Below are 26,267 nucleotides of genomic sequence, written 5' to 3' on the forward strand. Positions count from 1 at the left end.
TGCTATCCTTGCAGCGGCTTATAGACAAATTACTTTGCCTATCTTTTGATCACTTGTCGATGTAAGGATTACTTCAGAAGAGTGCTCAACCACTGACCAATATCGCCCACTTGCTGAGGGCAAAGTGCGTGAGCCATAGGATACTGGCGATAGTTGGCGGTGTAGCCTTGGGCTTTTAAGCGCTCAAACCCAGCCCGTCCCAAACTCTCTGCCACGATAGGATCCATATTACCGTGATGCACCTCAATCGGAATTGCCTTGTTGGCGTCACTCAATTCGATACTGTCTGCCGTGGCAAAGTAGGTCGACATTGCCAGCAACCCACCTAACGGCAACGGAAAAGATAACGCCGCCTGATAAGCCACTGCGCCCCCCTGAGAGAACCCTGCCACGATAATCCGCTGGCTATCGATACCGTGATCAATCTGTTCCTGTATCAGCGCCTGAATACGCTTGGCAGAGCATTTAAGCTGTACTTCATCAACACGGCGCCCGAGGTCCATCGCCAGAATATCGTACCAGGCGGGCATCACCATGCCGCCGTTAACGGTCACCGGCAGCCGTGGCGCGTGCGGCATAATAAACCGTACGTGGGCATCTTCAGGAAGGTTAAGCGCGGGCACCAGAGGCTCGAAATCATGCCCATCAGCACCTAAGCCATGAATGATAAACACACAGGCATCGGCAGGTTGACCGTTTTTCGGTTCAATAATCAGTTCGCCTGGGTCCGTCATGATATTTATCCTTACTTAATTGAAAAAGCACGCGATTAGGGCGCTTGAACGGTTAGCGCAAGCGGCGATGAAACATTAACAGACCCTAACGTAAACCGGCATTCACAGCGAGTGATTACGCTTAAAAGGGCCACACATGAGGAATCAATATGAGTGCGATGGCCCCGGTTAGCACGTTTAGGCCACCGCCTACGCGCATAAAATCACTAATACGATAACCGCCGGGGCCATACACCATTAAGTTGGTTTGATAGCCAATAGGCGTTAAAAAGCTGGCCGAAGCAGCAAACATTATTGCAATCACATAAGGCATTGAGCTTACGCCAAGGCTCTCGGCGGCGGCCATGACGACCGGAAAAATGATCACCGCCGCACCGTTATTAGTGACAAGCTCGGTTAGCAGCGCCACAACGCAGTACGTACCTATCAAGAGCAGCCAAGGGTTACTGCCTACGACATGCAGTATGCCCCCGGCAATAGCATCTGCGGCGCCCGAACTCTGCAGCGCGGCTCCTACGCCAAACGAGGCAGCAATCGTCAAAAGCACTTGGCTATCCAGCCCGCGCCGGGCAGCTTCAACCGAACAGCAGCCGCTTAACAGCGCCAGTGCAGCGCCCAGCATCGCGGCATTTAACATGCTCAAAACGCCGAATGCAGCCAGCAATACTGCCCCCAGCAGAATCCCCCAGGCGAGCGGCGCTTTTTCATGAACAGGCCGCGCAGAGCCGTTTAGCTCACTGATCAAGAGAAAGTCTTTTGACTGACGGTGGCGTTCAATAAACGGAGGACGCGCTTCCAGTAGCAGCACATCAGCGGGCTGCAGGCGTACCTGCCCCAAATTGCCGGTGACACGCTCACCGCCTCGGCAGATAGCCAGTACGGCCGCACCATAAAGCGTCCTAAAGCGGCCGTCTCGAATGCGCTGGCCAATGAACTGGCACTGGTTCGACACTACGGCTTCGACCAAGCGGCGCTCTTTGAACTCTTTTTCAAGGCTGGAGGTATGATCATGCGAGGGTATTAATCCACGAATTTGCTGTAATTCGACAGCGGCATCGCTGGTGCCCACAAACACCAACCGGTCGCCACCCTTTAACTGCTCGCCAGGCCCCACAACACTCACAACGTTACCGTCACGCTCGATCTCAACCAGAAACAGCTCTTGCAAGTGGCGCAGCCCGGCCTCCTCCACCGTTCGATTAACCAGAACGCCTTCCCGATCGATCTCCATCTCAATGGTAAATTCACGCGGGTTAGCGAACGCATTGGCCAACCCCTCGCGGGCAGGTAACAGGCGCGGCCCAAGAATCACCAGATAGGCAAGCCCTACCACGGCGACCGGCACACCCACCCAGGCAAGGTCAAACAGGCCCATAGTCACATTGGGATAACGCTCCGTCAGCAGCCCATACACCACCAGGTTGGTGCTGCTGCCAAACAAGGTAATTGTACCGCCAAGAATGGAGGCGAAGCTTAACGGCATCAGCAGCCGCTGGGGAGAGCGTCGCAGCCGCCGACTCCAGCTCATAACCGCCGGTATATAGGTAGCTACTACAGGGGTGTTATTTAAAAAAGCACTTAAAGAGGCCACCGGTAACAGTAACCGCACCAAAGCACCCCGCTCGGTTTTAGGGCGCCCCAATACATAGCGAATAATAAGATCGATACCGCCCGTTTCACGGATGCTAGCCACCAGCACGTACATAAAAGCGACCGTAAACAGCCCACTGTTGGAAAAGCCGCTTAACGCCTGAGCTGGCTCAATAACGCCCAGGGTCATCAGTACAATGACAGCGCCAAGCAAAATGATGTCAGGCCCTAACCTCGAGACGGTCATTAGCGGGAAGATGGTGGCAACCACCGCTATCGCAATCCATGCATCCAGTGTCATAACGCGACATTCCTAACAAAAGTAATGCGCTATTGTGACCTTAACCACATATTCTAAAAAGTTATTTTTAGAAACATTTAAATACCAAAATAGAATAAGAAAATTCACACACAAAAAACCCCGCTCGTGAGCGTAATGCTGTTCGGTTAAGGTTTGCCGAGGACCGAACAGCATTACCGCTTCGGCGGGGTCATCCTACCTCAAGCCCTTGAGAATAAATAAGCGCCCTAGTAGACAGTAGGCGATATATCCATGGTGCCACTGGAATCGATCGAAATACGGTATCGCGTTTCTTCATTCTCTCGCGCCAAGAATTCAGCCTCCTTCAGCCCTCCGCCGCAAGCGCCCCCTGAAAGGCATGCAGTCGATCACTGGGAACGCGCTTAGCGGCATCTGACGATATGGGCGTTCTAATCAATCTTAGCTTTCAAAGGAAAGGCGGCGCTAGCTTGTTGGAATCAAGCTTTACTCCCAAATTGGGAGGCGCTACAATATCCCATATTGGGAGATGGCATGAGAGTCATAGCAAAGCGTACGCTGAAAGAGTTTTGGGAGCAGGGCTATGGCGATGCCGAAACCCCGCTGACCGAGTGGTATAACATGATGCTAAAGGCATCTTGGGAAACACCACAGCAACTAAAGGCTGATATTAGAACAGCCAGCATCCTTAAAGGTGGGCGCGCTGTTTTCAATATCGGCGGCAATAAGTACCGGGTAATCCTATCCATTCGTTATGAGCAGCAAATTGCCTGGGTTCGATTCGTCGGCACCCATGCTCAGTACGATAAAACTGATGCGGAGACAATATGATGAACATTCAGCCCATCCGTAATGATAGCGACCTTGATCGCGCTTTCGCTCGCCTAGAAGAGCTTTGGAGTGCCGCGCCGGACTCTCCTGAAGCCGATGAAATTGAAGTGCTTTCCATCCTTATTGAGAAGTACGAGGATAAGCACTATCCCATTGGCCCGTCCGACCCCATCGAAGCTATCAAATTTCGCATGGAGCAACAGGGACTAACGCAGCGCGACCTTGAGGCTTATATCGGTCCTAGTGGCCGCGTCTCTGAGGTATTGAATCGTAAGCGCAAGCTAAGCCTGGGCATGATAAAAAGACTTCATGACGGCCTGAAAATCCCTTACGACAGCCTTATGAATCAGGTCGCCTAACCACCAGACCCCGCTTCAGCGGGGTTGAATCCTTCCTGCCCATCAAAAGACTCTAACCGCAATGTCTGCTGTATCTGATTTGCTCGGTAGTGGCACCTGTGACGCTTCTAGCTGGGAAGTGGATAGCAAAAAGCCCCGGCGCTAGGCTCGTAATGCTGTTCACTTAAGCGGCGCCGCCTTGCGATTTACTGGATAGCGGTTTTGGATATTTTTACCGTCCTCGGCCTTGATGGTCGAGGACGGTCATCCAGAAAGGTGAAGAGCAGACTCTATCCATTCGACAGGGATATGCTGGGCAAAGGTGCTGAGGCCAGTGAAGGAATGTAGCTCATCAATATCGAGCAATGTCTGTTGAATAGGCACAAAAAAATCCGGTATCCAATGAAGAATACCGGATTTTCTTAGAGCCTTCGGTCATCGTTAACCGAACGGCATTACGCTCACGAGCGTTTTTTCAGCATACTAGCGCTTGGCGCTAGCAGCGAACATCAAATGCTGAGAATTAACCCAGAACTTTGATGTTGGAAGCCTGAAGGCCTTTCTTACCCTGAGTGACGTCGAAGGAAACCTTCTGGCCGTCTTGCAGAGTTTTGAAACCGTCAGCTTGAATTTCAGAGAAATGCGCGAACAGGTCGTCGCCATTGTCGTCCGGAGAAATGAAGCCGAAACCTTTAGTGTCGTTAAACCACTTAACGGTACCAGTTGCCATGATCGAAATCCTCGATGTAGCTTAATGTAAAGCCGGGAAATACCCGAATTGCAGTGGGTAGAACAAGAAACTTTCACCAGACTCACGCTTAGGCGTTCGATACTGCTGACAACGTTCGACTTGCTAACCAACTGCGTTTAAGAATGCGCCTAACCAGGTCACACGTCAACACTATGCTTAAAAAAAAAGTTAATGCAACACATTTTCCTCTAAAATCCATTTAGCCGCTTTTTCTGCAATCATTAACGTGGGCGAGTTTGTATTACCGCTGGTGATGGTGGGCATTATCCCCGCATCCGCAATGCGTAACCCCTTGACGCCCAGCACTCGTAATTTAGCATCCACAACGGCCATCGGATCATCAGCACAACCCATCCGTGTTGTGCCTACTGGATGAAAAATGGTGGTACCTATGTCGCCTGCCAAGCGCGTTAGCTCGTCATCACTTTGATATTCAAGCCCCGGTTTAACCTCCTCGGGAGCATATTTGGAAAAAGCCGCCTGCGCTGCAATGTGCCGAGTAACGCGCAGTGAATCAGCGGCCACCTTTCGATCCTCGTGGGTGCTTAAATAGTTGGGCGAAATAGCCGGAGCATCAGCTGGATTGGAGCTTTTCAGGCGGACTGTTCCGTGACTGCTCGGATTTAAGTTGCATACGCTGGCGGTAATGGCCGGATAAGGATGTAGCGGCTGCCCAAATGCCTCAAGGCTTAATGGCTGAACGTGGTACTGAATATTCGCGTGCTCATACTCGTTAGAGCTGCGCGTAAAGGCGCCAAGTTGTGAAGGTGCCATGCTCATGGGGCCGGTGCGCTTGCACAGATACTCCCAGCCAATGCCTGCTTTACCCAGCAAAGTGCCTGCTACTGCATTGAGCGTTTTTGCATTGGTGACACGATACACTGAGCGGATCTGAAGATGATCTTGCAGGTTCTCGCCTACACCCGGCAGGTCATGCACTACCTCAATGGCGTGCTCTTCAAGATGTGCTTTAGGCCCAATACCCGATAGCTGTAAAAGATGCGGCGAGCCAATGGCACCGGCGCACAAAATTACTTCTTTGCTGGCGCGGGCGTTCAGATATTCCCCGCGCTGGGTAACGTCTACCCCGTTACAGCGTGGGCAGCCCTGATCATCTTCAAAGCAGAGCCGATTCACCTGGGTAGAGTGCCAAAGCGTCAGGTTGTTACGTTTAAGCGCGGGGCGCAAAAACGCCTTGGCCGTGTTCCAGCGCCAGCCATTGCGCTGGTTGACTTCAAAGTAAGCAACGCCTTCATTATTGCCGCGGTTAAAATCCTCGGTGCGGGGAATACCGGCCTGCACGGCCGCCTCGGCGAAGTCGTCCAACACTTCCCACTTCAAGCGCTGCTTTTCAACCCGCCACTCACCGCTATCGCCGTGAAACTCGCGCTGCTCGGCATCCGCATCGCCTCCTTCATCCAGCCGGTAGTGGCTTTCATGCTTCATAAAGTCCGGCAGGCAGTTCTCCCACCGCCACGCATCATCACCCACGACCTCAGCCCAGTGGTTGTAGTCGCGCGCCTGGCCGCGCATATAAATCATGCCGTTAATACTCGAACAGCCGCCCAGGGTTTTACCTCGAGGGTAAATCAGCGAGCGGCCGTTCAGGCCTTGCTCTGGCTCGGTGCGAAACAGCCAATCGGTGCGCGGGTTATTAATGCAGTACAGATACCCTACCGGAATATGGATCCAGTGATAGTTATCGCGCCCACCCGCTTCGATTAGAAGCACCCGATTATTCGGATCGGCGCTTAACCGGTTGGCCATCAGGCAACCTGCGGTGCCTGCACCTATCACAATGTAGTCAAATGCCAAGGTTTGTTGTTGTGTCATTTGCCTTGCTCCGCATCGACTTATTTGGCCGTCGGCATCACAAACTCAGCCCCGTTATCAATCGAGTCTGACCAGCGCTGCATAATTGACTTCTGCCTGGTATAAAAACGTACGCCCTCCTCACCGTAGGCGTGGGTATCGCCGAACAGTGAACGCTTCCAACCGCCAAAGCCGTGCCACGCCATCGGCACCGGGATAGGCACATTGATCCCCACCATGCCGACCTGAATACGGCGCCCAAACTCTCTTGCCACGCTGCCGCTTTCGGTAAAGCAGCTGACGCCGTTACCGAATTCATGGTCGTTGATTAACTGAATGGCCGTCGCGACATCCGGCACGCGTACGCACACCAACACCGGGCCAAAGATCTCTTCTTTATAGATCGTCATTTCCGGCGTGACGTGGTCGAAAAGCGTGCCGCCCATCCAGAAGCCGTCGGCACAGTCACTACCCACCTGGGCAGTGTCAAACTCACGGCCATCCACGATCAGTTTCGCACCTTCAGACACGCCTTTTTCGATGTAGCCGGTAATACGCTGGTGGGCCTGACGCGTTACGATCGGCCCCATTTCGGCATCCAGCTGCATGCCATTTTTTACTTTTAGCGCTTTAGCGCGCTCGGCAAGCCTGGGCACCACGCTATCCGCCACGTCGCCGACCAGTACCGCTACGCTAATCGCCATGCAGCGTTCGCCCGCCGAGCCGTAGGCGGCGCCGATTAACGCATCCACCGCTTTATCCAGGTGCGCATCAGGCATCACGACCATATGGTTTTTCGCCCCGCCCAATGCCTGCACGCGCTTGCCGTGCTTGGCACCCCGCTCATAGATCAGGTTGGCAATTGGCGTCGAGCCAACAAACGAGAGCGCTTTGACCTCGGGGTGATCGATTAATGTTTCAACAGACTCCTTCCCTCCCTGCACCACGTTAAACACGCCATCGGGCAAACCGGCCTGCTTCAGAAGGTCTGCCAGCATTAGTGACGCGCTAGGGTCAAGCGGGCTTGGTTTGAGAATAAAGGTGTTACCCGTGGCGATGGCGATAGGGAACATCCACATCGGCACCATGATCGGGAAGTTAAACGGCGTAATACCCGCCACAACGCCAAGCGGTTGCCGGGTTGTCCAATTATCAATACCGGTACTGACCTGCTCGGTGTAGTCACCCTTAAGCAGTTGGGGGATACCGCTGGCAAACTCGACAACATCGATCCCGCGCGCCACCTCGCCCTGGGCATCGGTAAATACCTTGCCATGCTCTTGGGTGATCGCCTCAGCGAGGGCATCTTTATGCGTATTCAATAATTCCAGAAACTTGAACAGCACTCGGGCCCGGCGAATGGGCGGCGTATCGGCCCACGCAGGAAACGCTGCACTGGCCGCATTTACAGCCGCCTCCACATCGCTTTGTGATGCCAGGGCGACACGGCCGGTGACTTGGCCGGTGGCTGGGTTAAACACATCCTGGGCATCGCCAGAGCGACCTTCGCTGATCTGACCATTAATAAAGTGCTGAATGGCTGTTGTTGTCATCATCACTACCTTTATAAGCAGAACCAATGGGATCTGCCCAGACTAGCGTGATTGTTGGCGCGATCAATTGAGTAAATTTAAACCGGGATATAAGCTCTGCTAATAACAAAATGAAAACCAGGAGGCGCCATGCACGAATATGCGACACTACGGGCATTTGTCATGGTCGCCCGTCTAGGCAGCGTCTCACGCGCGGCTGAGCAACTGCACCTTACCCAGCCCGCCATCAGCCTAAAGTTGAAGCAGCTTCAGCTAAGCTTGGGGCTTACTTTGTTTGAACGCCGCCCCCAGGGCTTAGCGCTAACGCCTGATGGCCATACCCTGCTACCCTCCGCCGAGAAAGCCTTGGCAAGCGCCTATGCTTTTGAGCAAACAGCCAATACGTTGCATAGCACGCCAAGAGGCAAGCTCAAGATAGGCACGATTGTCGATCCAGAATTTATACGCCTGGGCGCTTTCCTGCGCCGCCTAATGACGCAAGCACCGCAGCTTGAAACCGAGCTTCATCATGGGATGAGCGGCAATACGTTAAGGCGTGTTGAGCAAGGCGACCTGGATGTAGGGTTTTACCTAGCGCCGCCCGGCCTGGGAACCGACCATGAGGTGCTTGCCTGGCGCGAACTGACCCACTTTCACTACTACGTTGTTGCCCCGATGGGCTGGGATGCCCAACTGGCCGATACGCGCTGGGAAGCCCTGGCCCGCCTGCCCTGGATCGTCACGCCCGAGGACTCGGCCCATCACCGCCTTTTACAACACACACTTGCCAGCAGTGGCGCCACACCCAATCGCGTCGCTCAGGTCGATCAGGAGGCCTGCATGCTGGACTTAGTCCGCGCGGGCGTTGGCCTGAGCCTTGCGCGCGATGCTCTGGCTATGACCGAGCGTCAGGAAAGCGGCCTTGTCATTGCCAGCAATATTCGCCTGCCCTGCGCACTTAGCTTGATTTGGCGCCATGATCGTGCAGAAGAACCTCCCATTGACGCGGCATTACGTACGCTGAGCGAAGTATGGCCCTCGCTTTAAAGAAACTGGCTTTAAAAAGATGGACGGAACTATCACTAATACATACGCCAGCCAACCAGCCATTGATAAAAGACGTACGCACTTTTTATTGCCACCCCGGAAATGCCCTTTGGCGGGTCAAATTCAGGAGTAATCGATAACGCCGTTTAGGCTATTACCACCGGTAAAAATAAAGCGCCGCCAGCATCCTGGCGGCGCTTTTTAGTGTGAAAACGAAAACGCTATCAGCCCGCCTGCTGGGCCTGGCGCTCAAGCTCTTTGGTGACATCCGGGGTAAGCTTTAACGCTTGCGCCAGTTGATCCAACCAGGCGCGCTCCATGGGGTTCTGGTCATCAGTTACTGCGACACTCATTAAATACATTTCCCGGGCAGCCTGGGGCGAGTCCGCTTCGCGGGCAAGCGCTTCGGCATCCAATGGAGTCTTTAGCTGCCTTTCGACCCAGTTATGCATTTCCTGGTCGGCCCCTAGCGCATCGATCTGCTCCGTAATCAGCACCTGTTCCTGCTCATCAATATGCCCGTCGGCGCGAGCTGCCATTATCATGGCCTGCAGCAGTTCAAGGCTACGCCGCTCCTGAATCTCACCGCTTAATACATCAACACGCTCGCCTTCTGCGTTACTGCTGGTGGCGGGTTGATTTTTAGCGGCCTGTGAATTCTGCCAAGCCTTCCAGGCCAGCATGCCAACCCCAGCAATGGCACCATACTTAAGCGCTTTACCACCCATACTCCGGCCACGTTTGGAACCGACCAGCATGCCCATGGCGCCACCGCCCAAAAGGCTTTTCATATCGAAGCCGCTGGAACTTCCCGACTGGCTTGAGCGCTGATCACTACCGCCCCCGCCCAACTGACGAGACAAGCCCTCCAGCATGCCCTTCACATTGACTCCGCTGCTGCCTTTTTGGCTGCCGCCGGCCTGCTGCATAAGCTGTTGAAGAATTTTACTAGCGTTCATCCTTGTACTCCTTGGGGCTGACAGATTGTACTGACTATGTACGTGCTAACCATGTACGTACTGGCAACGAATGCACGCCTAGATCCTACTGAGTCTAGAGGACCTACGCCGGTATAACACCTTGCACTTGTACCGTGCTTCCCTGACGGCTGGCACGCACTTCTATACGAACCGGCATTTGCTCTTTGAGTTCGCTGACATGAGAAATAATTCCGATCATACGCCCGCCCATTTGCAACTCGCTCAGCATCGCAATGGCTTGGTCAAGGGCATCCTGGTCCAGGCTGCCAAAACCTTCATCGATAAATAGCGTATCGAGCTGAATGCCACCGGCATACGCCTGCACCACGTCAGAGAGCCCCAATGCTAGCGCCAGCGCGGCCATAAACGATTCACCACCCGAGAGCGTCGCGACGGGGCGATTTTTACCGGTATAGGTATCGGCAACATCCAGCTCCAGGCCTGAGGCCTTATTTCCTTTGGAGGGGTCTGCACGGCGTACCAGCTGATAACGCCCCCGGCTCATCCGCACCAGCCGCTCGGATGCCTGGATAAGCACATCATCCAACAGCACACCAAGCACAAAACGCTGCAGGCTAATGCGATGCCCGGTGCGCCCATTGGCGATCTCGCTCAGCGTTCCCCACAACCGATACTCGGCTTCAAGCTCCGCCTCGGCGGCATGGGCGGCCTTGAGCTTTTGCTGAGTGGCGGTTAGCTGTGCAATCCGAGCCGCCAAGCGCTGGTAGGTTTGATTACAAACCTGCTCATGCGCCTGCGCACTAGCCACTTGCTCCGCCAGAGCGGTTAAATCAGGCGGTGTTAGCCCCTCAAGGCGTGTCTGGCTATCCTCAAGCTGACCATCCAGCTTGGCCAGCGCCTGCTGAAAGAGGGTGACGGTTTCAATAAGCGCCTGGCGCTCGGGCGCTTCCAGACGGGCCTGAATGAAGTCAGCGTCGTTGTCGAAAGCGCTACTGCTTAGCGCCAGTTGCCATTCGTTTTGGGCCGCGCTTAGCGCCTGAGTCGCGGCGGCGGCGCGCTGGGCAATATCTGACAGTGTGGTTTCGGCGCGGGCCAGCGCCGTTTGTGCGTGATGAGCACTCTCCTGAGCAGATTGCCACGCCGCCTCAGACTGCTGAATGTCGCTTTGCACACGGCCAAGCTCTGCCTGCAGCGCCTCAAGTGACCCATGTGGCTCGGGCAACGCCCTGCGCAGTTGCTCACATTGGGCTTCCAGCTGATGACACCGCTTTTGGGCGGCCTCTAACTCAGGCTGTTGTGCCTTTATCTGGGTATCCAGCGCTTTCCATTCGCTGCGCTGTTGCTCAAGTGTGCGCTCCTGGGTTGCCAACTCTCGAGTAAGCACTTGATAGCGCTCAATATGTCGCTGGCTCTCCTGGCAAGCAGCCTCCAGTGCGCTTAGTGGCTTGGCGCCCCACTCGCCCAGCGTGTGACGCAAGTACTCGCTCTGCTCATCGTTATACTTAAGCTGTTGGGTCAAACGCTGCTGCAACTGTTGAGCTTGCACCAGCGCTTGATGCGCCTGCTCATGCTCCGTGCGTGCGCGCTTCACATCGGCCTGGGTAACGGGGGGCTGCTCTTGTACGGCGGGTGCAGGGTGATCACGGCTGCCACACACCGGGCAGGGCTGCTGGGATTCCAGCCGAGCGGCGAGTAACGCGGCTTGGCCCTGGTGCCAGTGCATCTCCTGCTCGGTGGCGCGACGCTTATAGCGCTCAACCGTTTGCTGATGATGCTCAACATCGCTTGCCGCCTGAGCCACTTGCTCGGCAAATGTAGCGCGCTGGGATTCAAGCCCGGCCAGTGTTTGCCGCTGCGCGTGCAGCGCTTGGCGGCTTTTTAACACCTCATCGCAACCTGCAAGGTGATTGCGCTCTATCTGCTCCGCTTTCAGCCTAGCGGCAAGTGCCTCGCCCTGCTCAGCGATGGTGTCGCGCTGCTGCGTTTGTTGGTCAAGCTGCCGATACAGGCTTTGCCATGTTTGTTGCGCCTGGTGTAGCGCCTGCTCTACACCAGTGAGCGCCTGAAATTGCTCCAACGCTTGCTGTAAACGGCCAGCCTGTTCACGGCGTTCCGGCAACTGCTGGTAGCGGCTTTGTGCCTGGTGTAACGCTTGCTGAGCGTGTTGATGCGTCGCCTGCTGTTTTTCAACAGCCGTTTGAGCCTGAACGTGCTCTTGCTGGGTAGCGCTTGCCGTTTGCTGCGCTGTTTGTACGCGGTGAAAGGGTTCGACCAGCGCCTGGGTTTGTTCATGGGCGCTTAGGCGCTGTTGGGCACGCTCTATTTCCGGCTGCTGGTGTAGCCGCTGGTTTTTTTCTGCGCCCAATGCCGTATGGCGGTCAAAAAGCGCCTGGCACTCCTGCCCCTGGCGCTCGGCAGCCTCTGCCTGTTCACGTTGCTGTTTAGCAATGGCTAACGCCTTTTCAGCAGCCTGATGCTCTGGCGCCAGCGTTTCCAGCGCCTCAATAAGCGCCGCTTCACTTTCAATGTCGCTTGCATCCAGAATGCCCTGGACACGGTGCTGGTGATCTTTCACCGCTCGGTCTATCTGGTTGGCCTGGGTGCGCAGATGCTCTTCAATGCGTTGAAAAATATGGGTTTGAAATAGCTGGGAAAAAATTTTTTCGCGATCTTTTGACTCCGCCAGCAACAGCTCCCGGAACTTGCCCTGGGGCAGCACCATCACCTGGCGGAACTGGCTGGCATCCAACCCCAGTAGTGCCTGCACTTGGGCGGTAGCATCGTTAACGCTACGCGCGACGAGGCACTGATTTTCCTTGTCGTCAGCGGTTAGCCGCCACAGCTGGGCTTCTGCGTTTTGCGTTGTCGTCCCTTCGCCTCGCGCTTTAGGGCGCTCCTGCTGAGGCACGCGGCGCACCCGGTAGTTTTCTCCGCGCAGGTAAAAATCCAGCGTTACTTCGGTTAGCAACGTATCGGCGGCCTGGTCGCAGCGCATCTGAGTGCCCGAGCGTTCTTCTCCCGTGGTCTGGCCATAAAGCGCGAAGCAGATGGCGTCCAGAATCGAGCTTTTCCCGGCGCCTGTCGGGCCGTTGATCAAAAACAGCGGGCTTCTACCCAGCTGAGAAAAATTGATGGTCTCCTCGGCCGCAAAAGGGCCGAAGGCCTGCATGGTGAGTACGAGCGGCGTCATGACTGGCCCTCTTCATCGCGGCTGAGGGAGGTGATGACATCACTCATGGCGCGCGCCTGGTCCGCGCTCATGGCGTCACCGCTGGTTTGTTCGAAGAAATCGCTGAACATATCCAGGGTATTAAAGCGCAGCCGTTCGCGATCCAGTTGCTGACGCTGTTGCCCACCCAGCATGCCGGGCTTTTCGAGGTGCAAAACGTTGGGGTAAACCGCGCGCAGCTTGCCCATGGGATCTAAAATAGCGTGGCGGTCGGTTAGCCGAACCAACAAGTAGTCATCGGCACAGAGGTCCTCGTGCCCTTGCCGCAATAGCTCATCGAGCTCACCTTCCAGCACGCGCACTTCGCGCTTGGGCACCAGCGGGCGATGCTCAATGCCGGTCACTCCCTCGTTACCTATATCCACAAGCGTAACGCCTTTACGCTGCTGAGCTTCTGAAAAGCTGTATTTAAGCAACGAGCCGCTGTAGCGAATATGTTCGCCGCCACGGTATTGCGGGCCATGCAAGTGACCAAGCGCGACATAGTCAAAGCCCTGCATGGGCTCCCAGGCAACGCTTTCTGCACCGCCCAGGGTTAACGGGCGCTCGGAATCAGATGCGCTGCCGCCATCTACAAAGCAGTGGCTCATCAGCACCGTTGGGCGGGTAGCGTGGCGCTTCTCACCAATACGCGTTAGCAAGTAGCGGTGGGCGCTATCAAAGTCGCGGACCGGTTCACCGAACTGGCTGCGTACGTATTCCGGGTCAGCATAGGGCGCGCCAAAAATATCGATCTCAACGCCGTTGATAGCAAGCGTAACCGGGGTATCGCAGGCGCTCAAATCAGAAAGAATATGCAGCCCCGCCTGACGCAAATGGCGTGCGCCAAAGCCCAAGCGCTCGGCGCCGTCATGGTTGCCGGAAATAATAACCACTGGCAAACCACGCGCTTGGCAAAGCTCGCCCAGCACATCATCAAGCAACGTAACAGCCGCGGAAGGCGGCACCGAGCGGTCATAGATATCGCCCGCAATCAGCACAGCGTCTACGGCTTCGCGGTCGACGATCTCGATCAGCTGGTTTAGAACGTGGCGCTGGTCTTCAAGCAGTGAGATGTTGTGAAACAACCTCCCCAGGTGCCAGTCGGCGGTGTGGAGTAGACGCATGGCAGGCTCAACAGCAGGTTAGGTGGTTGCATCATAACAACCTAACCTGACGGCGTTTAGCCTTTACTGGTGAGAAATACTTAAGGGCTCTTGGGCAATTGGCGTTTATGCTCGGTACGGGTATAGGTGTCAATGATGGTGGTATACGCCTCATCACTGATGGCATCGCCGACCAGGAAGGCATCAATATCCGCATAAGTCACGCCTAGCGCCACTTCATCCGCCAACAGGGGTTTGAGCGTTTCAAGATCAGCAGTGGGTTGCTTTTCAACCAACGCGGCGGGTGCGCCCAGCGCCGCACCGACGTCACGTACCTGGCGTTTGGTTAGCCCAGTGAGCGGCGCAACGTCACAGGCACCGTCGCCATATTTGGTAAAAAAACCCATTAGTGCTTCGGCGGCTTGATCCGTGCCGACCACCAGGCCACTTCGTGCTCCGGCCGCTGCGTATTGCGTCACCATACGCTGGCGCGCCTTAATATTGCCCAACACAAAGTCGCGGTGAGCGTCGTCTCTAAACGTTAGCCCGCCCTCTTCCAGTGCGGCCAACAGGGCATCACTTGCCGGTTTAACGTTAACGGTCAGCACATGGTCGGGCTCGATAAACGACAGTGCCTTCTGCGCATCGTCTTCATCCTGCTGAGTACCATAAGGCAAACGCATCGCGTAAAAAGAGGCATCCACGCCCTGCTCACGCGCCTTATTAACCGCCAATTGCGCCAAGCGGCCACCTGCCGTGGAATCCACGCCGCCACTAATGCCCAATACAAGCGCATGCTGCCCTGTATCGATCATTTCGCGACACAAGAAATCAACGCGCTTATCAATCTCTTGCTGCGGGTCAATACGCGGCGTTACCTGCAAAACCGTTTGAATATGCGATTGGGTTGCCTGCTGATCTACCATCCTGGCCTCCTTGCGGTCGAACGTTGATCCATAGCGGATAGCGTTTTATTCAGGCTAGAGCAGAAATGTGTTTGGTTCTACTCATCTAATGGCGCGCTACCGTTCAATACATCACGATGATATTTAGGAATGCACTCCAATGCATAGTGCGCGGCGGCCAGGCGAACGTCGTTACGATCACCGGAAAAGCGGCGTGTCTCGGTAATCATGTAAATCTTTTGCTCATGGCGAAAGGCCCAAGCAAAGCATACCGTACCGACGGGAATATCATCATGCGGTTCAGGGCCTGCAATCCCGGTATTGGCGACGGTTATAGTGGCATCGTTATTATTAAGTGCCCCTAACGCCATTTCTCGAGAGGTTTCTTCACTGGTAAGCCCATACGTATCAATCGTATCGAAGCTGACCGACAAATAACGATTTTTTGCCTCAGGGGAATAAACCGCCAGCCCACAGTCAATACACTGCCCGCTACCGGGCACACGGGCCAGCTCAGAGACAATCAGCCCTGCGGTGCATGATTCGGCAGTGGCCAATTTGAGCTTTTGTTGCTGTAGATAATCAGTAATTTGCTTAAGCAATTCCATTGCGTATCTCCTGACAAATCACAATCCCTGTCGTTTTATTCTTCCTCTTAAAAGGTAGCTGTTCTCGAAGAAGGCTGAAAAATCAGCCAGCAAGTTCATCATTTGTTAAAAAGCCCTTATCCATTGATAAGGGCTTAGCGCTGTTTCTTCCACCCATCCGCGTAGGAGCTATTCTGTAAGCGGTAGTCATGGCGCTCCTCTACAATGACCAGGGCATTTGCCCTGGTCATGTGCTGAACTAGCCGGAAGGCTTTTTAACTAGAAGCTTTTTGAAAGCGTAATCGCGCCGTACTTGTCCTGCTTTTCCTGGCCATCAAATTCACGTGTGCGCTGAACACCGGAAAAAACGGCTTGCCACCCATCCCAGGCAATGGCAAAACCAGCGGCCCCTTCTCCTACCCACTCTTTACGGTCAACCGAGTGACTGCTGGAAAACACGTTGCCATCCAGAGTGAGGTTATGCGCGACGTAGTAGCCTTCGACATTAGCGAATACATACCACTGCCAGCCCGTTGTACTCGTCATGCGGCCACGGTTACTGGGGTTGGGGGTAAGCGTCGGGATACCGCTGGCATCATCACCCCAGCGAACGCCATAACCCGCACTGGCGTAGGTATTGAGGTTGCCCAAGGCAACGCTGACACCGGGGCCATGAGCCAAGCGCTTACCGGCCAGAGGCACGTTATGCCACCACTGACGACGCATGGTCAGGTTAAGCAACGGCTCATCCTTTAACTGGTTATGCCAGCCGCTTGGACGTTCGCTATTGGTAATACGGTGTACCTCACGCTGAATGCTGTCAGCAAGCGATGATGGGCCTACCAGGCCGGCCTCTATATGAAGATCAGTGGCTTGCTGCCAGCGTCCTACCGGAACATCTTCATAAAGTGACATACCCGCATAAACCAGGCCTGCATAGGGGCGGTCGTCCTCAATTAGCTCAGAGCGCTCGATATCATCCGGCGTATAAATCTGGTGCACCAATCGGAAAGCAACTGAATCCGCCTGGCCCATCAAACTATCCGGCAGCGCCGTGGCTAAACGCTGGGTCCAGTTTTCCGGGCTGGGCTTAAATGCCCAATTAAGCTCGAAGCCGCTGGTAAAGTGCCCATCGTCACTGCTCATTAGACCGTCATTTTCATGTGTCACAGAAATGACGTTGTTATCTGCATTCGCCAAGGCAGGGAGTAGACTCATTGCTGCTACAAAGGGAAGCAGGCGCCAAGCAGGCAGGCAGACGTTGTACATTGCTCATCCCTTGAGTGAGGGTTAAAACCAAAGTAGCGCTCTCGAAGAGCGCTAGCAAACATTGCTGATTGTATGTAAACATGCAAAAAGATAGCAAGGAAATATTATTCGCCAAACATCAATAACAACCCAGCACCCGTGGCGCAAGGCGCTGCCTCCCTGCTGTTCCAAAGGTGGGTAACAGTAGGCATAGCCAGTTCATATGCCCTCGCTGCGCGCACCATCCGTTGGCAGTACCTTGCTGTATGTCTTTAAAGAAATAGCCTAGCGGTCCCTTAACAGCCACTGCGGAGTAATTTCATGCTGGCCGTTTTCATCAGTGATAAACAGCGAGCCCTCACTCACCATAACCGCCCAGTTAATAGCGCGCGGGAGGTTCTGAGCAACCACTGCCAAGGCTTCTTGAGGCAAGGTCGCTACGTGAAGGTTTTTAAGCGTTGCCACGCCTGAAAGTACTTTGTTTTCCCATATATCGGTGCGCCCGTAGGCAAGCAGCGATACGCGCTCGGCGCGCCGTGAGCACCAGATTAGGCGTTCGGCATCCGGCAAGCCTACTTCAACCCAATGCAGCACCCGCCCATCCAGGCTCTTTTCCCATAGTGCGGGTTCGTCCACATCGGAAAGCCCGCGCCCAAATGCAATCGCCTCGCTGTACCACAATATATAAGCAATCAGCCGCGCACTCATCCGCTCTTCTGTTTCAGAGGGGTGGCGTACCACGGTAAAACGTAGCGTTTCATACACCCCACGATCCAGGTCGGTAAGGTTAATATCAACTTTGTAAGGCGTCGCACTAAGGGCCATCAGAATATCCAGCGATAAATTTTGGCTAGTTTACCTGATGCGCGGCCCGATAGGCGCTAGGCATTCCGATAATCAGCCGTTAGGGTGCTGTGTTTTAACGTATCGGCTTCGTGATGAGGCTCACGCCATTTTTCGTCGAGCGCTGCTTGATACCACGCCTGCATCGCTGGCAGCGTCAACAGGTGCTTTGCATAAGCGTTCGAAGCCTCGCTTAAAGGCAAGCCAAACGTTTGTACACGGAAGACGACAGGTGCGTAGAAGGCATCTACCGCCGTAAATTCGTCACCTGCCAGGTAAGGGCCACCAAAGCGTGAAAGGCCTTCCTGCCAGAGCCTATCCAATCGAGCGAGATCAGCTCTGAGCCCAGCAGAAACATCCTGAAGCGTGACGCGCACGCCGCAGTTCATGGGGCATTCGTTACGTAACGTGGAAAAGCCGCTATGCATTTCGGCGCTGGCCGAACGTGCCCAGGCACGTATTGTCGCCTCTTTTGGCCATACCCGAGCATGCTGCTCGGCAATGTATTCAACAATGGCCAGCGAATCCCAGACGGCCGTCTCGCCATCCACCAGGCAAGGCACAAGCCCAGAAGGCGAAAAGCGAATAAACGTATCTCGACTCGCCCCATTGCCACCCTCAAAGGCCATAACGTGTTCCTTAAAAGGGATATTAAGCGCTTTCATAAGCACCCAAGGCCGCAATGACCATGAAGAGTAATTCTTGTTGGCAATGTAGAGATCAAACATGGTTACCCCTTTTTTACGTCAAATAAGCAAGGATGGCTACGCTAGTCGCATTATGTCGCCTTTCTTTATCCCATAAATTGCCTGTTTCATCGCCTAACAGATTCTTTTTTTACTTTATTTAAACCAAGGTCGTGTATGCAAGAAAATATCAAGCTGTACGATGTTACCGATAACATAGCCAGCAATTAGCACTATCATTGGGAGTACTCGCATGGATGAATGGACGCAAACGTTGTCCACAGGACCGTTGCTAGGCATTGCCGCCGTAGCGGTCTTGTCCCTTTTACTATTGATCATCAGATTCAAGATGCATGCGTTTGTGGCGCTGATGTTGGTGAGCTTACTGACGGCGCTCGCCACACAGATTCCAGTCAATGCGATTGTTCCCACGATGGTGGATAGCTTTGGGGGAACACTGGGCGCTGTTGCTCTACTGGTAGGGTTAGGGGCAATGCTTGGCAAGCTTGTTGAGCATTCAGGCGGTGCCAAAGCGCTTGCCGATAAAATGATTGATCTCTTCGGCGAAAAGCGAGCGCCTTTTGCCCTCGGCATCACGTCGCTGCTAATGGGCTTTCCGATATTTTTTGATGCCGGTTTGATCGTCATGCTACCGATCATTTTTGCCGTTTCGCGTCGTTTGGGTGGCCCTATCCTTCTTTATGCCATGCCTGCTGCCGCTGCGTTTTCGGTTATGCATGTTTTCCTGCCCCCTCACCCAGGCCCGGTTACCGCATCGGAGCTTTATGAGGCAAATTTAGGGTTATTGCTGCTTGCTGGCGTGGTGATTGCGTTCCCCCTTTGGTGGATATCAGGCTATATGTGGGGGAAAATTGTCGCAAAGCGCTACCCCTTCCCTCTCGCAGACTCCCTGTTCGGCGATGTCAGCGATGACCACGTTATCAACCCGCCTTCTGTCAGCGTTGTTATCAGTATGCTGTTGCTGCCGATTGTGCTGATTTTCATGAACACCGGCTTAAACTTTCTGCGCTCAATGGGCGTTGTGGATAGTGACGCACAGTGGTTCCAACTGCTATCAGCCGTTGGCAACACGCCGGTAGCGCTGCTTATTTCAACGTTGGTGGCAATGTTAGTGCTAGGCCGCCGCCAAGGTATCGGAGGCAGTGCATTAGAAAAAGTGCTTGATTCATCCTTGGCGCCGATTTGCTCGGTAGTACTGATCACAGGCGCCGGCGGTATGTTCGGTGGCGTACTCAGGGCATCCGGCATTGGCGATGCGCTATCAAGTTCGCTCAGCGATATTGGTTTACCGATCATCCTGGCGGCTTATGTCATTGCCGTGATTATGCGCTTGGCCCAAGGCTCAGCAACTGTCGCCCTGGTAACCGCCGCCGGGCTCATGGCCCCCGCCGTGATTGGCGGTGACTTTACATCCATGCAGGTAGTGGCGATTACCCTGGCAACAGCAGCGGGCTCTGTCTTTGCTGGGCATGTCAACGACTCTGGGTTCTGGCTGGTTGGTCGCCTGTTAGGAATGGACGTTAAGACAACGCTCAAGACCTGGACGGTTCAGCAGGCGCTGCAATCTGTTGTGGGGTTTGTATTCGCATCACTTATTTTTATGTTGTTTTGAACGGTTACGCTGCCCAGAAAAACATCAACTAAAGAGCTTTCCAGGCGTGCCTAGCGTGCAGCCTGGAACAACGTATTTCCCCCAAGCGCCATCAATATGCCTGCGTTTAAGCGTTGAATAAGTGATGAGGAGTAGCTCAGCATAAAACGAGGGCGGCGCTTCCGCCACCCCTTGAATAGAACGCTATGGGCTTGTTGCCTGGCTAAAAGCTGGCCTTACGCTTCTCTATAAATGCACTCATGCCCTCTTTTTGCTCTTCACCGGCAAAGCAGAGCGCAAACAGGCTGGTCTCCAGGGCCAGTGCACTATCAAGGTCCTGGTCCATCCCATCATGAACGGCCTGCTTGGCACCGCGTACCGACTGAGGGCCATTGCCTTTTAACTGTTGGGTAAGCTCTTCGACATAGCTTTCAAGCTCTGCCTGAGGCATTACGCGGTTCACCAGACCGATGCGTAGCGCTTCTTTCGCGTCTATCTTGCGCCCTGTCGTCACAAGATCAATCGCCATGGCTGGGCCTACGCGGCGTGGTAAGCGTTGCGTACCACCAAAGCCTGGGATGACACCCAACAGGACTTCAGGCTGGCCGAATACCGCGTTGTCGCTGGCTACTGCCCAGTCGCAGGCCAGTGCCAATTCGCAGCCGCCGCCAAGGCAAAACCCGTTCACAAGGGCGACCACCGGCACCGGAAGTGTTTCAAGTCGTTTAATGGTTCGTAACGCCTGGCTTGCAAAGGCGCGCGCTTCTTCCGGCGTTTTATCACGCATTTCGGTGATATCCGCTCCGGCGACAAACGACTTCTCACCGGCGCCAGTCAGTAATACAGCGCGCAGGTTTGGCTGATTCTCAAGCTCAGTCAGGTGGGTCTCTAGCGCGGAAAGTACATCGCTATTTAACGCATTCAACGCCTTGGGGCGGTTGATAGTCAGCCGGACGATACCCTCGTTATCGACCTTTTCAATAACTGATTCGCTCATATTAGCTCCTTCATTGTTATGGTGACTTACATCGTTATGACGGCTTCACTGACCTGCCTTGCAACCCTAGCGAACGCTTGGTTGGGGGGCAATCACTTCTTTTCTCGCCCGCCAGAAATACAATCGCCGCCTCCAGGGGCGGCGATTGTCACAATAGGGCGATTAGCCAATCTCGAAATCACTCAGGCATTGAATGCCTGCGTCAATTACCGCCCGCTGGGCACGCCCAACAGGGAGCCACTGGGTGATCACAAACTGTGCGCTTAGAAGTTTTGCCTTATAGAAGGGGTCTGTTATGCCCTGCCCAATGGCCGCCTGCGCACTGAGTGCCGCCTGCCCCATTTGCCAGGCGCATAACACATGGCCTGCCAGGTTGAGCAACGGAGTCGCATAACCCTGTACGGCATCAGGCCCGTTTTCCGGGTCTTTGCCTTGCTCAAGTACCTGCTGCTTGGCAGCACGTAAATCCTCAAGCCCGGCATCCAGCGCCTGCCCCAAATGAGCCAACGCAGGTTCAGCCTTGAGACGTTCAACCGTGTCGACTACTTCGTTTAGTAGACTGGAAAATGCTTCGCCATTATCACGCTGTAACTTGCGTCCTGCTAAATCCAGCGCCTGAATGCCGTTAGTGCCTTCATAAATGGGTGCGATACGAGCATCACGCAGCAGCTGTGCCGCGCCGGTTTCTTCGATATATCCCATCCCGCCGTGCACCTGAATACCTAACGAGGCGATCTCTACTGCTTGATCCGTCGAAAAGCTTTTTACCACAGGAATCAGGATATCCACGCGGGCCTGAGCCACTTGGCGCTCATGCTCATCTTCAGCATGACGGGCGGTGTCCAGCTGTGCCGCACAGTAAAGCGCTAACGCACGCAGTGCATCGGTACGTGCGCGCATGGAAAGCAGCATGCGCCGCACGTCGAGATGCTCACTGATGGGGCACTCTTTACCACCTCGCGCTGCCGACAAACGGCCCTGATGGCGCTCTTGTGCATAAGCAAAGGCGTGCTGGCAGGCACGTTCGGCCACGCCAATCCCCTGGATACCCACTTTATGACGCGCCTCGTTCATCATGGTGAACATGTGATTCAGGCCGCGTCCTTCCTCACCTACCAGGTAACCGATTGCCCCGCCCTGTTCGCCAAAACTTAATGAACAAGTAGGCGAGCCGTGGATACCCAACTTGTGCTCAATGGCGGTGCATATAACGTCGTTACGCTTGCCCAGGGTGCCATCATCATTGACAAGAAATTGGGGCACCAGAAACAGCGAGATGCCTTTATTGCCTTCAGGCGCATCAGGTTTACGCGCCAGCACAAAATGAATGATGTTTTCTGCGGCGTCGTGTTCCCCCCAGGTAATATAAATTTTCTGACCACTTATACGGTAATGATCACCTTCAGGTACTGCCTTGGTACGCACTTTAGAAAGATCCGACCCTGCCTGGGATTCGGTCAGGTTCATGGTACCTGTCCAAGTGCCTTCTACCAGATGAGGTAAATACGCCGCTTTCAGTGGCTCGCTGCCATGATGGGCCAATGCCTCAATGGCGCCAGCGGTAAGCATGGGACAAAGCCCTAATGCCATATTGGCACCGTGAAGCATCTCCTGAACGGCACTGGCCACCACTTCAGGCAAATTCTGCCCACCTAATGCTTCCGATACGCCGATGCCGTTCCAGCCGCCTTCTACATACGCCTGGTAGGCCGCCGCAAATCCATCGGGGGTGGTTACTCGCCCATCCGGATGGCGTTTGGCGCCTTGATGATCACCGGTAGCATTCAGCGGCCCCCAAACATCACCCGCAAGCTTGGCGGCTTCATCCAACACCGCCTCAACAACGTCGGACGTTGTATCTGTAAAATTGGAAAGCTTCAGCGAGTGATGCCCGAGCAGTTCTTCGAGCACAAAACGCAAATCGCGTACCGGCGCGACGTAGTGATTCATGGCAAAACCTCGATGTAAAAATAAAACAGTCGTTTGTTATAAACCGTTATATTCGATAGTAGTTTCCTGCCTATCGTTACACCATTAGCCCAACGTCTCACCTCTTTACGATACAGACCCGCTATCGGATTACTTACGCACGCCTACCTGCTCAACATCGTCATAGTAGGCTATTCGGGTTTCTTCTTCGGCAGGCGGCCCCACTACGGGTTCCGCTACGTCCACATTCGGCACTGCATCCGACAAATCTTCCAGATGCTCGTGTTCAAGCGCCCCTTGGACAAGCTCTTCGGTAATTACAAGCTCTGCCCCCGCAGCGGTCATGGGCGTCGTCGCGGTAAACGGCGCCACCGGCATGGGTGCAGGGCGCACACTGCGCCGCCAGGCAAAAAAGAGCAGGAAGAACAGGCTGAGCCCGCCAAATACCCAGAATAACCCGGCATCGCCCACGGCGGTCATAACCGGTGAGATCATCAGCGGGCTTAAGGTTGCCCCAATAGAGTTAATCAGTAAAAGTCCTTGGCTCATACGCACAAGCGCCCCGGCTGGCGCTCGGTCGGCAGCATGACTAACGGCCACGGGGTAGAACGCAAATACTCCACCGCCCAGCAAGAACAGCAATACCGCCAGCAGCGGTGTGGAGAGCGGTAGCCAAAGAATTGCCGCCGACACTAGCACACAAAAACCACTGATCCCGATAAGTACCATTTGGCGATCGTGACGGTCTGACCAGCGCCCAATCGGGTACTGCAGCAGCATGGCCCCCAGCACCACCAGCGCCATCATCTGGCCTACCTGGTTCACGCTCATACCAATGCGCTGCAAATAAAGGGGCAGCAGGGTATACGCCGCGGCGACCACCATGCCCGACCCCAGGCTGCCCACCACGCCCGTTGGGGTTAACATGATTAATCGATAAGGAGGTAGCGGTTCGGCGTGTTCAATGAGCGGGGAAACGCGCGGAATCATCGCCATTGGCAGCACAGAAAGCGACGCCAGCATGCCGATCACCATAAACGGTGCCGTCACGCCCATGGCATTGGTAACGCCCAGCAGCAACTGACCAATGACACCCGCAGCGTAAAGCGAAATCATGTACAGCGCCAACAGGCGGCCTCGCACTTTTTGCTCACCTGCCGTTAGCAGCCAGCTCTCAATGACCAGATAGACGCCGACCGTGGCCCAGCCGCCAATCAAGCGCAACGCAAACCAGGCCCAAGGGTCAAAAAAGAGCCCTTGAAGAAGCACGGTAACGGCCACCAGCGAGGCAAAGCTGCCATAGGCGCGAATGTGTCCAATACGCAGCAATAACCGGTCGTTAAACAAGGCGCCCAAGGCCAAGCCAATAAAGTACGCTGACGAGACGACCCCGATCACCGTCGCAGACTCGCCGGCCGCATCCAGGCGTACCGTGATCAAGGTAGCTAAAAAGCCGTTGCCAATGCCTAAAATAAACAGGCCCAACAGAGGCGCAAGCGCCATAGCCAGTAGTTGCCGCGACATGAAAACCTCACCTTGCCAAACACGTGTCAAAAAACACAGGGTAAAAAAACAGGGTAAAAAAAGCGGACGTTGCTGCTTAAGAGCCGTTATCACCTTCTTCTACACAACCACAGGCAAGAAACGGGCGCGCAATTATTGCCCTGAACCGCACAAAGTCAACGCTTTTTCATAGCCTGTTCGTATCGATTAGTGTTTTCTCAAAATAACCGTATCTTTTTCAGGAAATTCGACTGTTAGTTGATGCTGCGCGGCCCACCATTCAAAGGTTGCCTCACTGAAAAAACAGATATGGGTGGGATCATTAATATAGTGCCAGTTGGCAAATGCTGCATGCGTCGTCACTCGCTTGGTCATGATACCCAGATAGCCACCGGGAAGTAGCTGAGCAACCAACTGCGCCAGCACCTTTCCAGGCATGGCCAAGTGCTCAAGTACTTCCGTCGCGGTTATAAAACCATAGGTGTTCTGCAAAACGGACGTATCGGGGGCATAGAAAAGGTCGTAGATCGCCATGGGGTGCCCCACTTCCTCGAACATCACAGACAACGTCGGGCCAGGGCCTGAACCAAAATCCAGCCCTTTGGCTTTTTTTGGCAGTTTGGCTAGCAACGGGGTAAACAAACGACCTAAAAACCGCCGGTATCCCATATCTTGCGGTGAATTTTGATGCTGGTCGTATTCCGCTTTTTCATCCGCTGCGTTTAAATGCTGCTCGGACGGCACAAACACCAGCCAACACGTGGCACACTGGTAATAATCACGACGATGATTTTGATGATAGAGCGAGACCTTGATTTCACCGCATAGCGGACAGCATTGCATCGTCGTATTCTCTGGTTTTCGGTTTTGCATTTAAGGAAAGAGGCATGCTCTCAGGCTTGGATCATCTTGTTGTTACTGTCACAGATATGGGTCGCGCGGTTGATTTTTACTCGCGAGTTCTCGGGCTAGACGTACGCTATCGTGATGCCCAACGGGTAGATTTAATGCTGGGCGATACCGCCCTACGACTCCATCAAACCGACACCGACATCGAGCCTATTTCTGCAACCCCTACGCCTGGCAGCCTGGATTTATGCCTACGCTGTCAATTGCCGCTGGATGAATTCAAACAGCATCTAGACGTGCTGGGCATTGAGGTTGAACTTGGCCCGGTGGCTCGCCAGGGCGCCAATGGCGCGATCGAGTCCGTTTATCTGCGCGACCCCGATGGTAACCTTTTGGAGATTTGCCGCCCGGCTCGCTAATGTTACGCCAGTATCTTGCTGGTCAGTGACTAATGCTTAGCGGCGTCGTGCAAGGTATTATAGGGCGTTAAGAACCTTCGCTTTATTGTCTCATCCGTATTAAAGGTAAAAAGACATGCAAGATAACCGTCATGACTCGCCGATTGAAGGCGAAATTATTTCAGAACACACTACCGCCGAGCCAAGCAAGCAGCACGACACCACAATGGCCATGGTGGTTTATGCGCTTTATCTGGCAAGCTTTGTTGTCGGCTTCACCTCGGTTGTCGGCGTCATCATTGCCTATGTCTATCAAGGCAAAGGCCCGGCCTGGCTGGACGAACACTACCGCTATCAGGTTCGCACCTTCTGGATTGGCTTGCTGTACGCAAGCATTAGCTTCCTGCTTACCTTTGTACTGATCGGCTTCCCGCTTTTATTTGCGCTGGCGGTTTGGTTTATCGTTCGCTGCGTTAAAGGGTTTAAAGGCTTACAGGATAAACGTGCCCCGAGTAATGTGGACAGCTGGTTAATCTAACG

Annotated in this window: 23 protein-coding genes; 6 read left to right on the forward strand and 17 right to left on the reverse strand. The window is 54.3% G+C overall.

Translation table 11 applies throughout. The features are described from left to right. Window positions 1–68: 68 nt before the first annotated feature. Together FKN99_RS07535 and FKN99_RS07540 are read right to left on the reverse strand one after the other, a co-directional pair. Entirely contained in the window at window positions 69–734 is a 666-nt protein-coding gene (locus FKN99_RS07535) for an alpha/beta hydrolase (RefSeq protein ID WP_172117278.1), read from the reverse strand. A gap of 121 nt (window positions 735–855) precedes the next feature. Next, complete coding sequence (locus tag FKN99_RS07540; protein ID WP_172117279.1) at window positions 856–2,625, reverse strand: SLC13 family permease; 1,770 nt, start codon at window positions 2,623–2,625, stop codon at window positions 856–858. A gap of 513 nt (window positions 2,626–3,138) precedes the next feature. Here FKN99_RS07540 and FKN99_RS07545 point away from each other — a divergent pair. Together FKN99_RS07545 and FKN99_RS07550 are read left to right on the forward strand one after the other, a co-directional pair. Then, window positions 3,139–3,435 carry a type II toxin-antitoxin system HigB family toxin gene (locus FKN99_RS07545; RefSeq protein ID WP_172117280.1) on the forward strand — a complete coding sequence of 99 codons (297 nt, stop codon included), beginning with the start codon at window positions 3,139–3,141 and terminating at the stop codon, window positions 3,433–3,435. Then, window positions 3,432–3,794: a helix-turn-helix domain-containing protein gene (locus FKN99_RS07550; RefSeq protein WP_226912098.1), complete on the forward strand. Its 363-nt coding sequence runs from the start codon at window positions 3,432–3,434 to the stop codon at window positions 3,792–3,794. The genes FKN99_RS07545 and FKN99_RS07550 overlap by 4 nt, the downstream gene beginning before the upstream one ends. Before the next feature lie 502 nt (window positions 3,795–4,296). Here FKN99_RS07550 and FKN99_RS07555 read toward each other — a convergent pair. The 3 genes from FKN99_RS07555 to FKN99_RS07565 form a co-directional block, all read right to left on the reverse strand. Next, window positions 4,297–4,503, reverse strand: a complete 207-nt coding sequence (locus FKN99_RS07555) for a cold-shock protein (RefSeq protein ID WP_054641278.1) — start codon at window positions 4,501–4,503, stop codon at window positions 4,297–4,299. A 189-nt stretch (window positions 4,504–4,692) separates the two neighbouring features. Next, window positions 4,693–6,357 carry a GMC family oxidoreductase gene (locus tag FKN99_RS07560; protein WP_172117281.1) on the reverse strand — a complete coding sequence of 555 codons (1,665 nt, stop codon included), beginning with the start codon at window positions 6,355–6,357 and terminating at the stop codon, window positions 4,693–4,695. Between the two features lie 20 nt (window positions 6,358–6,377). After that, on the reverse strand, window positions 6,378–7,889 hold the full coding sequence (locus FKN99_RS07565) for a CoA-acylating methylmalonate-semialdehyde dehydrogenase (protein WP_172117331.1): 1,512 nt from the start codon (window positions 7,887–7,889) through the stop codon (window positions 6,378–6,380). A 129-nt stretch (window positions 7,890–8,018) separates the two neighbouring features. Between FKN99_RS07565 and FKN99_RS07570 the strand changes: the two genes are divergently transcribed. After that, entirely contained in the window at window positions 8,019–8,915 is an 897-nt protein-coding gene (locus tag FKN99_RS07570; protein ID WP_172117282.1) for a LysR family transcriptional regulator, read from the forward strand. Window positions 8,916–9,139: 224 nt separating this feature from the next. On the opposite strand, the gene FKN99_RS07575 is transcribed toward FKN99_RS07570, so the two are convergent. The 8 genes from FKN99_RS07575 to FKN99_RS07610 all read right to left on the reverse strand — a co-directional run bounded on the left by FKN99_RS07575 (window position 9,140) and on the right by FKN99_RS07610 (window position 18,481). Next, window positions 9,140–9,874 carry a tellurite resistance TerB family protein gene (locus FKN99_RS07575; protein ID WP_172117283.1) on the reverse strand — a complete coding sequence of 245 codons (735 nt, stop codon included), beginning with the start codon at window positions 9,872–9,874 and terminating at the stop codon, window positions 9,140–9,142. A 103-nt stretch (window positions 9,875–9,977) separates the two neighbouring features. Then, window positions 9,978–13,046, reverse strand: a complete 3,069-nt coding sequence (locus tag FKN99_RS07580) for an AAA family ATPase (protein WP_172117284.1) — start codon at window positions 13,044–13,046, stop codon at window positions 9,978–9,980. Then, window positions 13,043–14,191 carry an exonuclease SbcCD subunit D gene (locus FKN99_RS07585; RefSeq protein WP_172117285.1) on the reverse strand — a complete coding sequence of 383 codons (1,149 nt, stop codon included), beginning with the start codon at window positions 14,189–14,191 and terminating at the stop codon, window positions 13,043–13,045. Before FKN99_RS07585 ends, FKN99_RS07580 begins: the two co-directional genes overlap by 4 nt. An 80-nt stretch (window positions 14,192–14,271) precedes the next feature. After that, window positions 14,272–15,096, reverse strand: coding sequence for an ammonia-dependent NAD(+) synthetase (nadE, locus tag FKN99_RS07590; protein WP_172117286.1), 825 nt, complete (start codon window positions 15,094–15,096; stop codon window positions 14,272–14,274). A 77-nt stretch (window positions 15,097–15,173) separates the two neighbouring features. After that, window positions 15,174–15,683, reverse strand: coding sequence for a CinA family protein (locus FKN99_RS07595; RefSeq protein WP_172117287.1), 510 nt, complete (start codon window positions 15,681–15,683; stop codon window positions 15,174–15,176). 258 nt (window positions 15,684–15,941) lie between these two features. After that, complete coding sequence (locus FKN99_RS07600; RefSeq protein ID WP_172117288.1) at window positions 15,942–16,931, reverse strand: lipid A deacylase LpxR family protein; 990 nt, start codon at window positions 16,929–16,931, stop codon at window positions 15,942–15,944. 264 nt (window positions 16,932–17,195) lie between these two features. Beyond that, window positions 17,196–17,735, reverse strand: coding sequence for a YaeQ family protein (locus FKN99_RS07605; RefSeq protein ID WP_172117289.1), 540 nt, complete (start codon window positions 17,733–17,735; stop codon window positions 17,196–17,198). A gap of 56 nt (window positions 17,736–17,791) precedes the next feature. After that, window positions 17,792–18,481, reverse strand: coding sequence for a glutathione S-transferase family protein (locus tag FKN99_RS07610; RefSeq protein ID WP_172117290.1), 690 nt, complete (start codon window positions 18,479–18,481; stop codon window positions 17,792–17,794). Window positions 18,482–18,692: 211 nt separating this feature from the next. Between FKN99_RS07610 and FKN99_RS07615 the strand changes: the two genes are divergently transcribed. After that, window positions 18,693–20,072 carry a GntP family permease gene (locus FKN99_RS07615; RefSeq protein WP_172117291.1) on the forward strand — a complete coding sequence of 460 codons (1,380 nt, stop codon included), beginning with the start codon at window positions 18,693–18,695 and terminating at the stop codon, window positions 20,070–20,072. Window positions 20,073–20,274: 202 nt separating this feature from the next. Here the strand turns inward: FKN99_RS07615 and FKN99_RS07620 are convergent, their stop codons facing one another. From FKN99_RS07620 to FKN99_RS07635, 4 genes are all read right to left on the reverse strand, one after another. Next, entirely contained in the window at window positions 20,275–21,048 is a 774-nt protein-coding gene (locus tag FKN99_RS07620; protein WP_172117292.1) for an enoyl-CoA hydratase-related protein, read from the reverse strand. A 162-nt stretch (window positions 21,049–21,210) separates the two neighbouring features. Then, the gene (locus tag FKN99_RS07625) at window positions 21,211–22,998 is read right to left on the reverse strand and encodes an acyl-CoA dehydrogenase (protein WP_172117293.1); all 1,788 of its coding nucleotides are present in this window, start codon (window positions 22,996–22,998) and stop codon (window positions 21,211–21,213) included. 129 nt (window positions 22,999–23,127) lie between these two features. Continuing rightward, window positions 23,128–24,501, reverse strand: a complete 1,374-nt coding sequence (locus FKN99_RS07630) for an MFS transporter (RefSeq protein WP_172117294.1) — start codon at window positions 24,499–24,501, stop codon at window positions 23,128–23,130. Window positions 24,502–24,687: 186 nt separating this feature from the next. Then, window positions 24,688–25,323, reverse strand: a complete 636-nt coding sequence (locus FKN99_RS07635; protein WP_172117295.1) for a class I SAM-dependent methyltransferase — start codon at window positions 25,321–25,323, stop codon at window positions 24,688–24,690. 44 nt (window positions 25,324–25,367) lie between these two features. Here FKN99_RS07635 and FKN99_RS07640 point away from each other — a divergent pair, with 44 nt between their 5' ends. Together FKN99_RS07640 and FKN99_RS07645 are read left to right on the forward strand one after the other, a co-directional pair. Further along, window positions 25,368–25,748, forward strand: coding sequence for a VOC family protein (locus tag FKN99_RS07640; protein ID WP_087109765.1), 381 nt, complete (start codon window positions 25,368–25,370; stop codon window positions 25,746–25,748). Between the two features lie 115 nt (window positions 25,749–25,863). Then, on the forward strand, window positions 25,864–26,265 hold the full coding sequence (locus tag FKN99_RS07645) for a DUF4870 family protein (RefSeq protein ID WP_172117296.1): 402 nt from the start codon (window positions 25,864–25,866) through the stop codon (window positions 26,263–26,265). The last annotated feature ends 2 nt before the right edge of the window (window positions 26,266–26,267 follow it).

It is taken from the genome of Halomonas hibernica, from assembly GCF_013183775.1.
GTDB classification, from domain to species: Bacteria; Pseudomonadota; Gammaproteobacteria; order Pseudomonadales; family Halomonadaceae; genus Vreelandella; species Vreelandella citrativorans.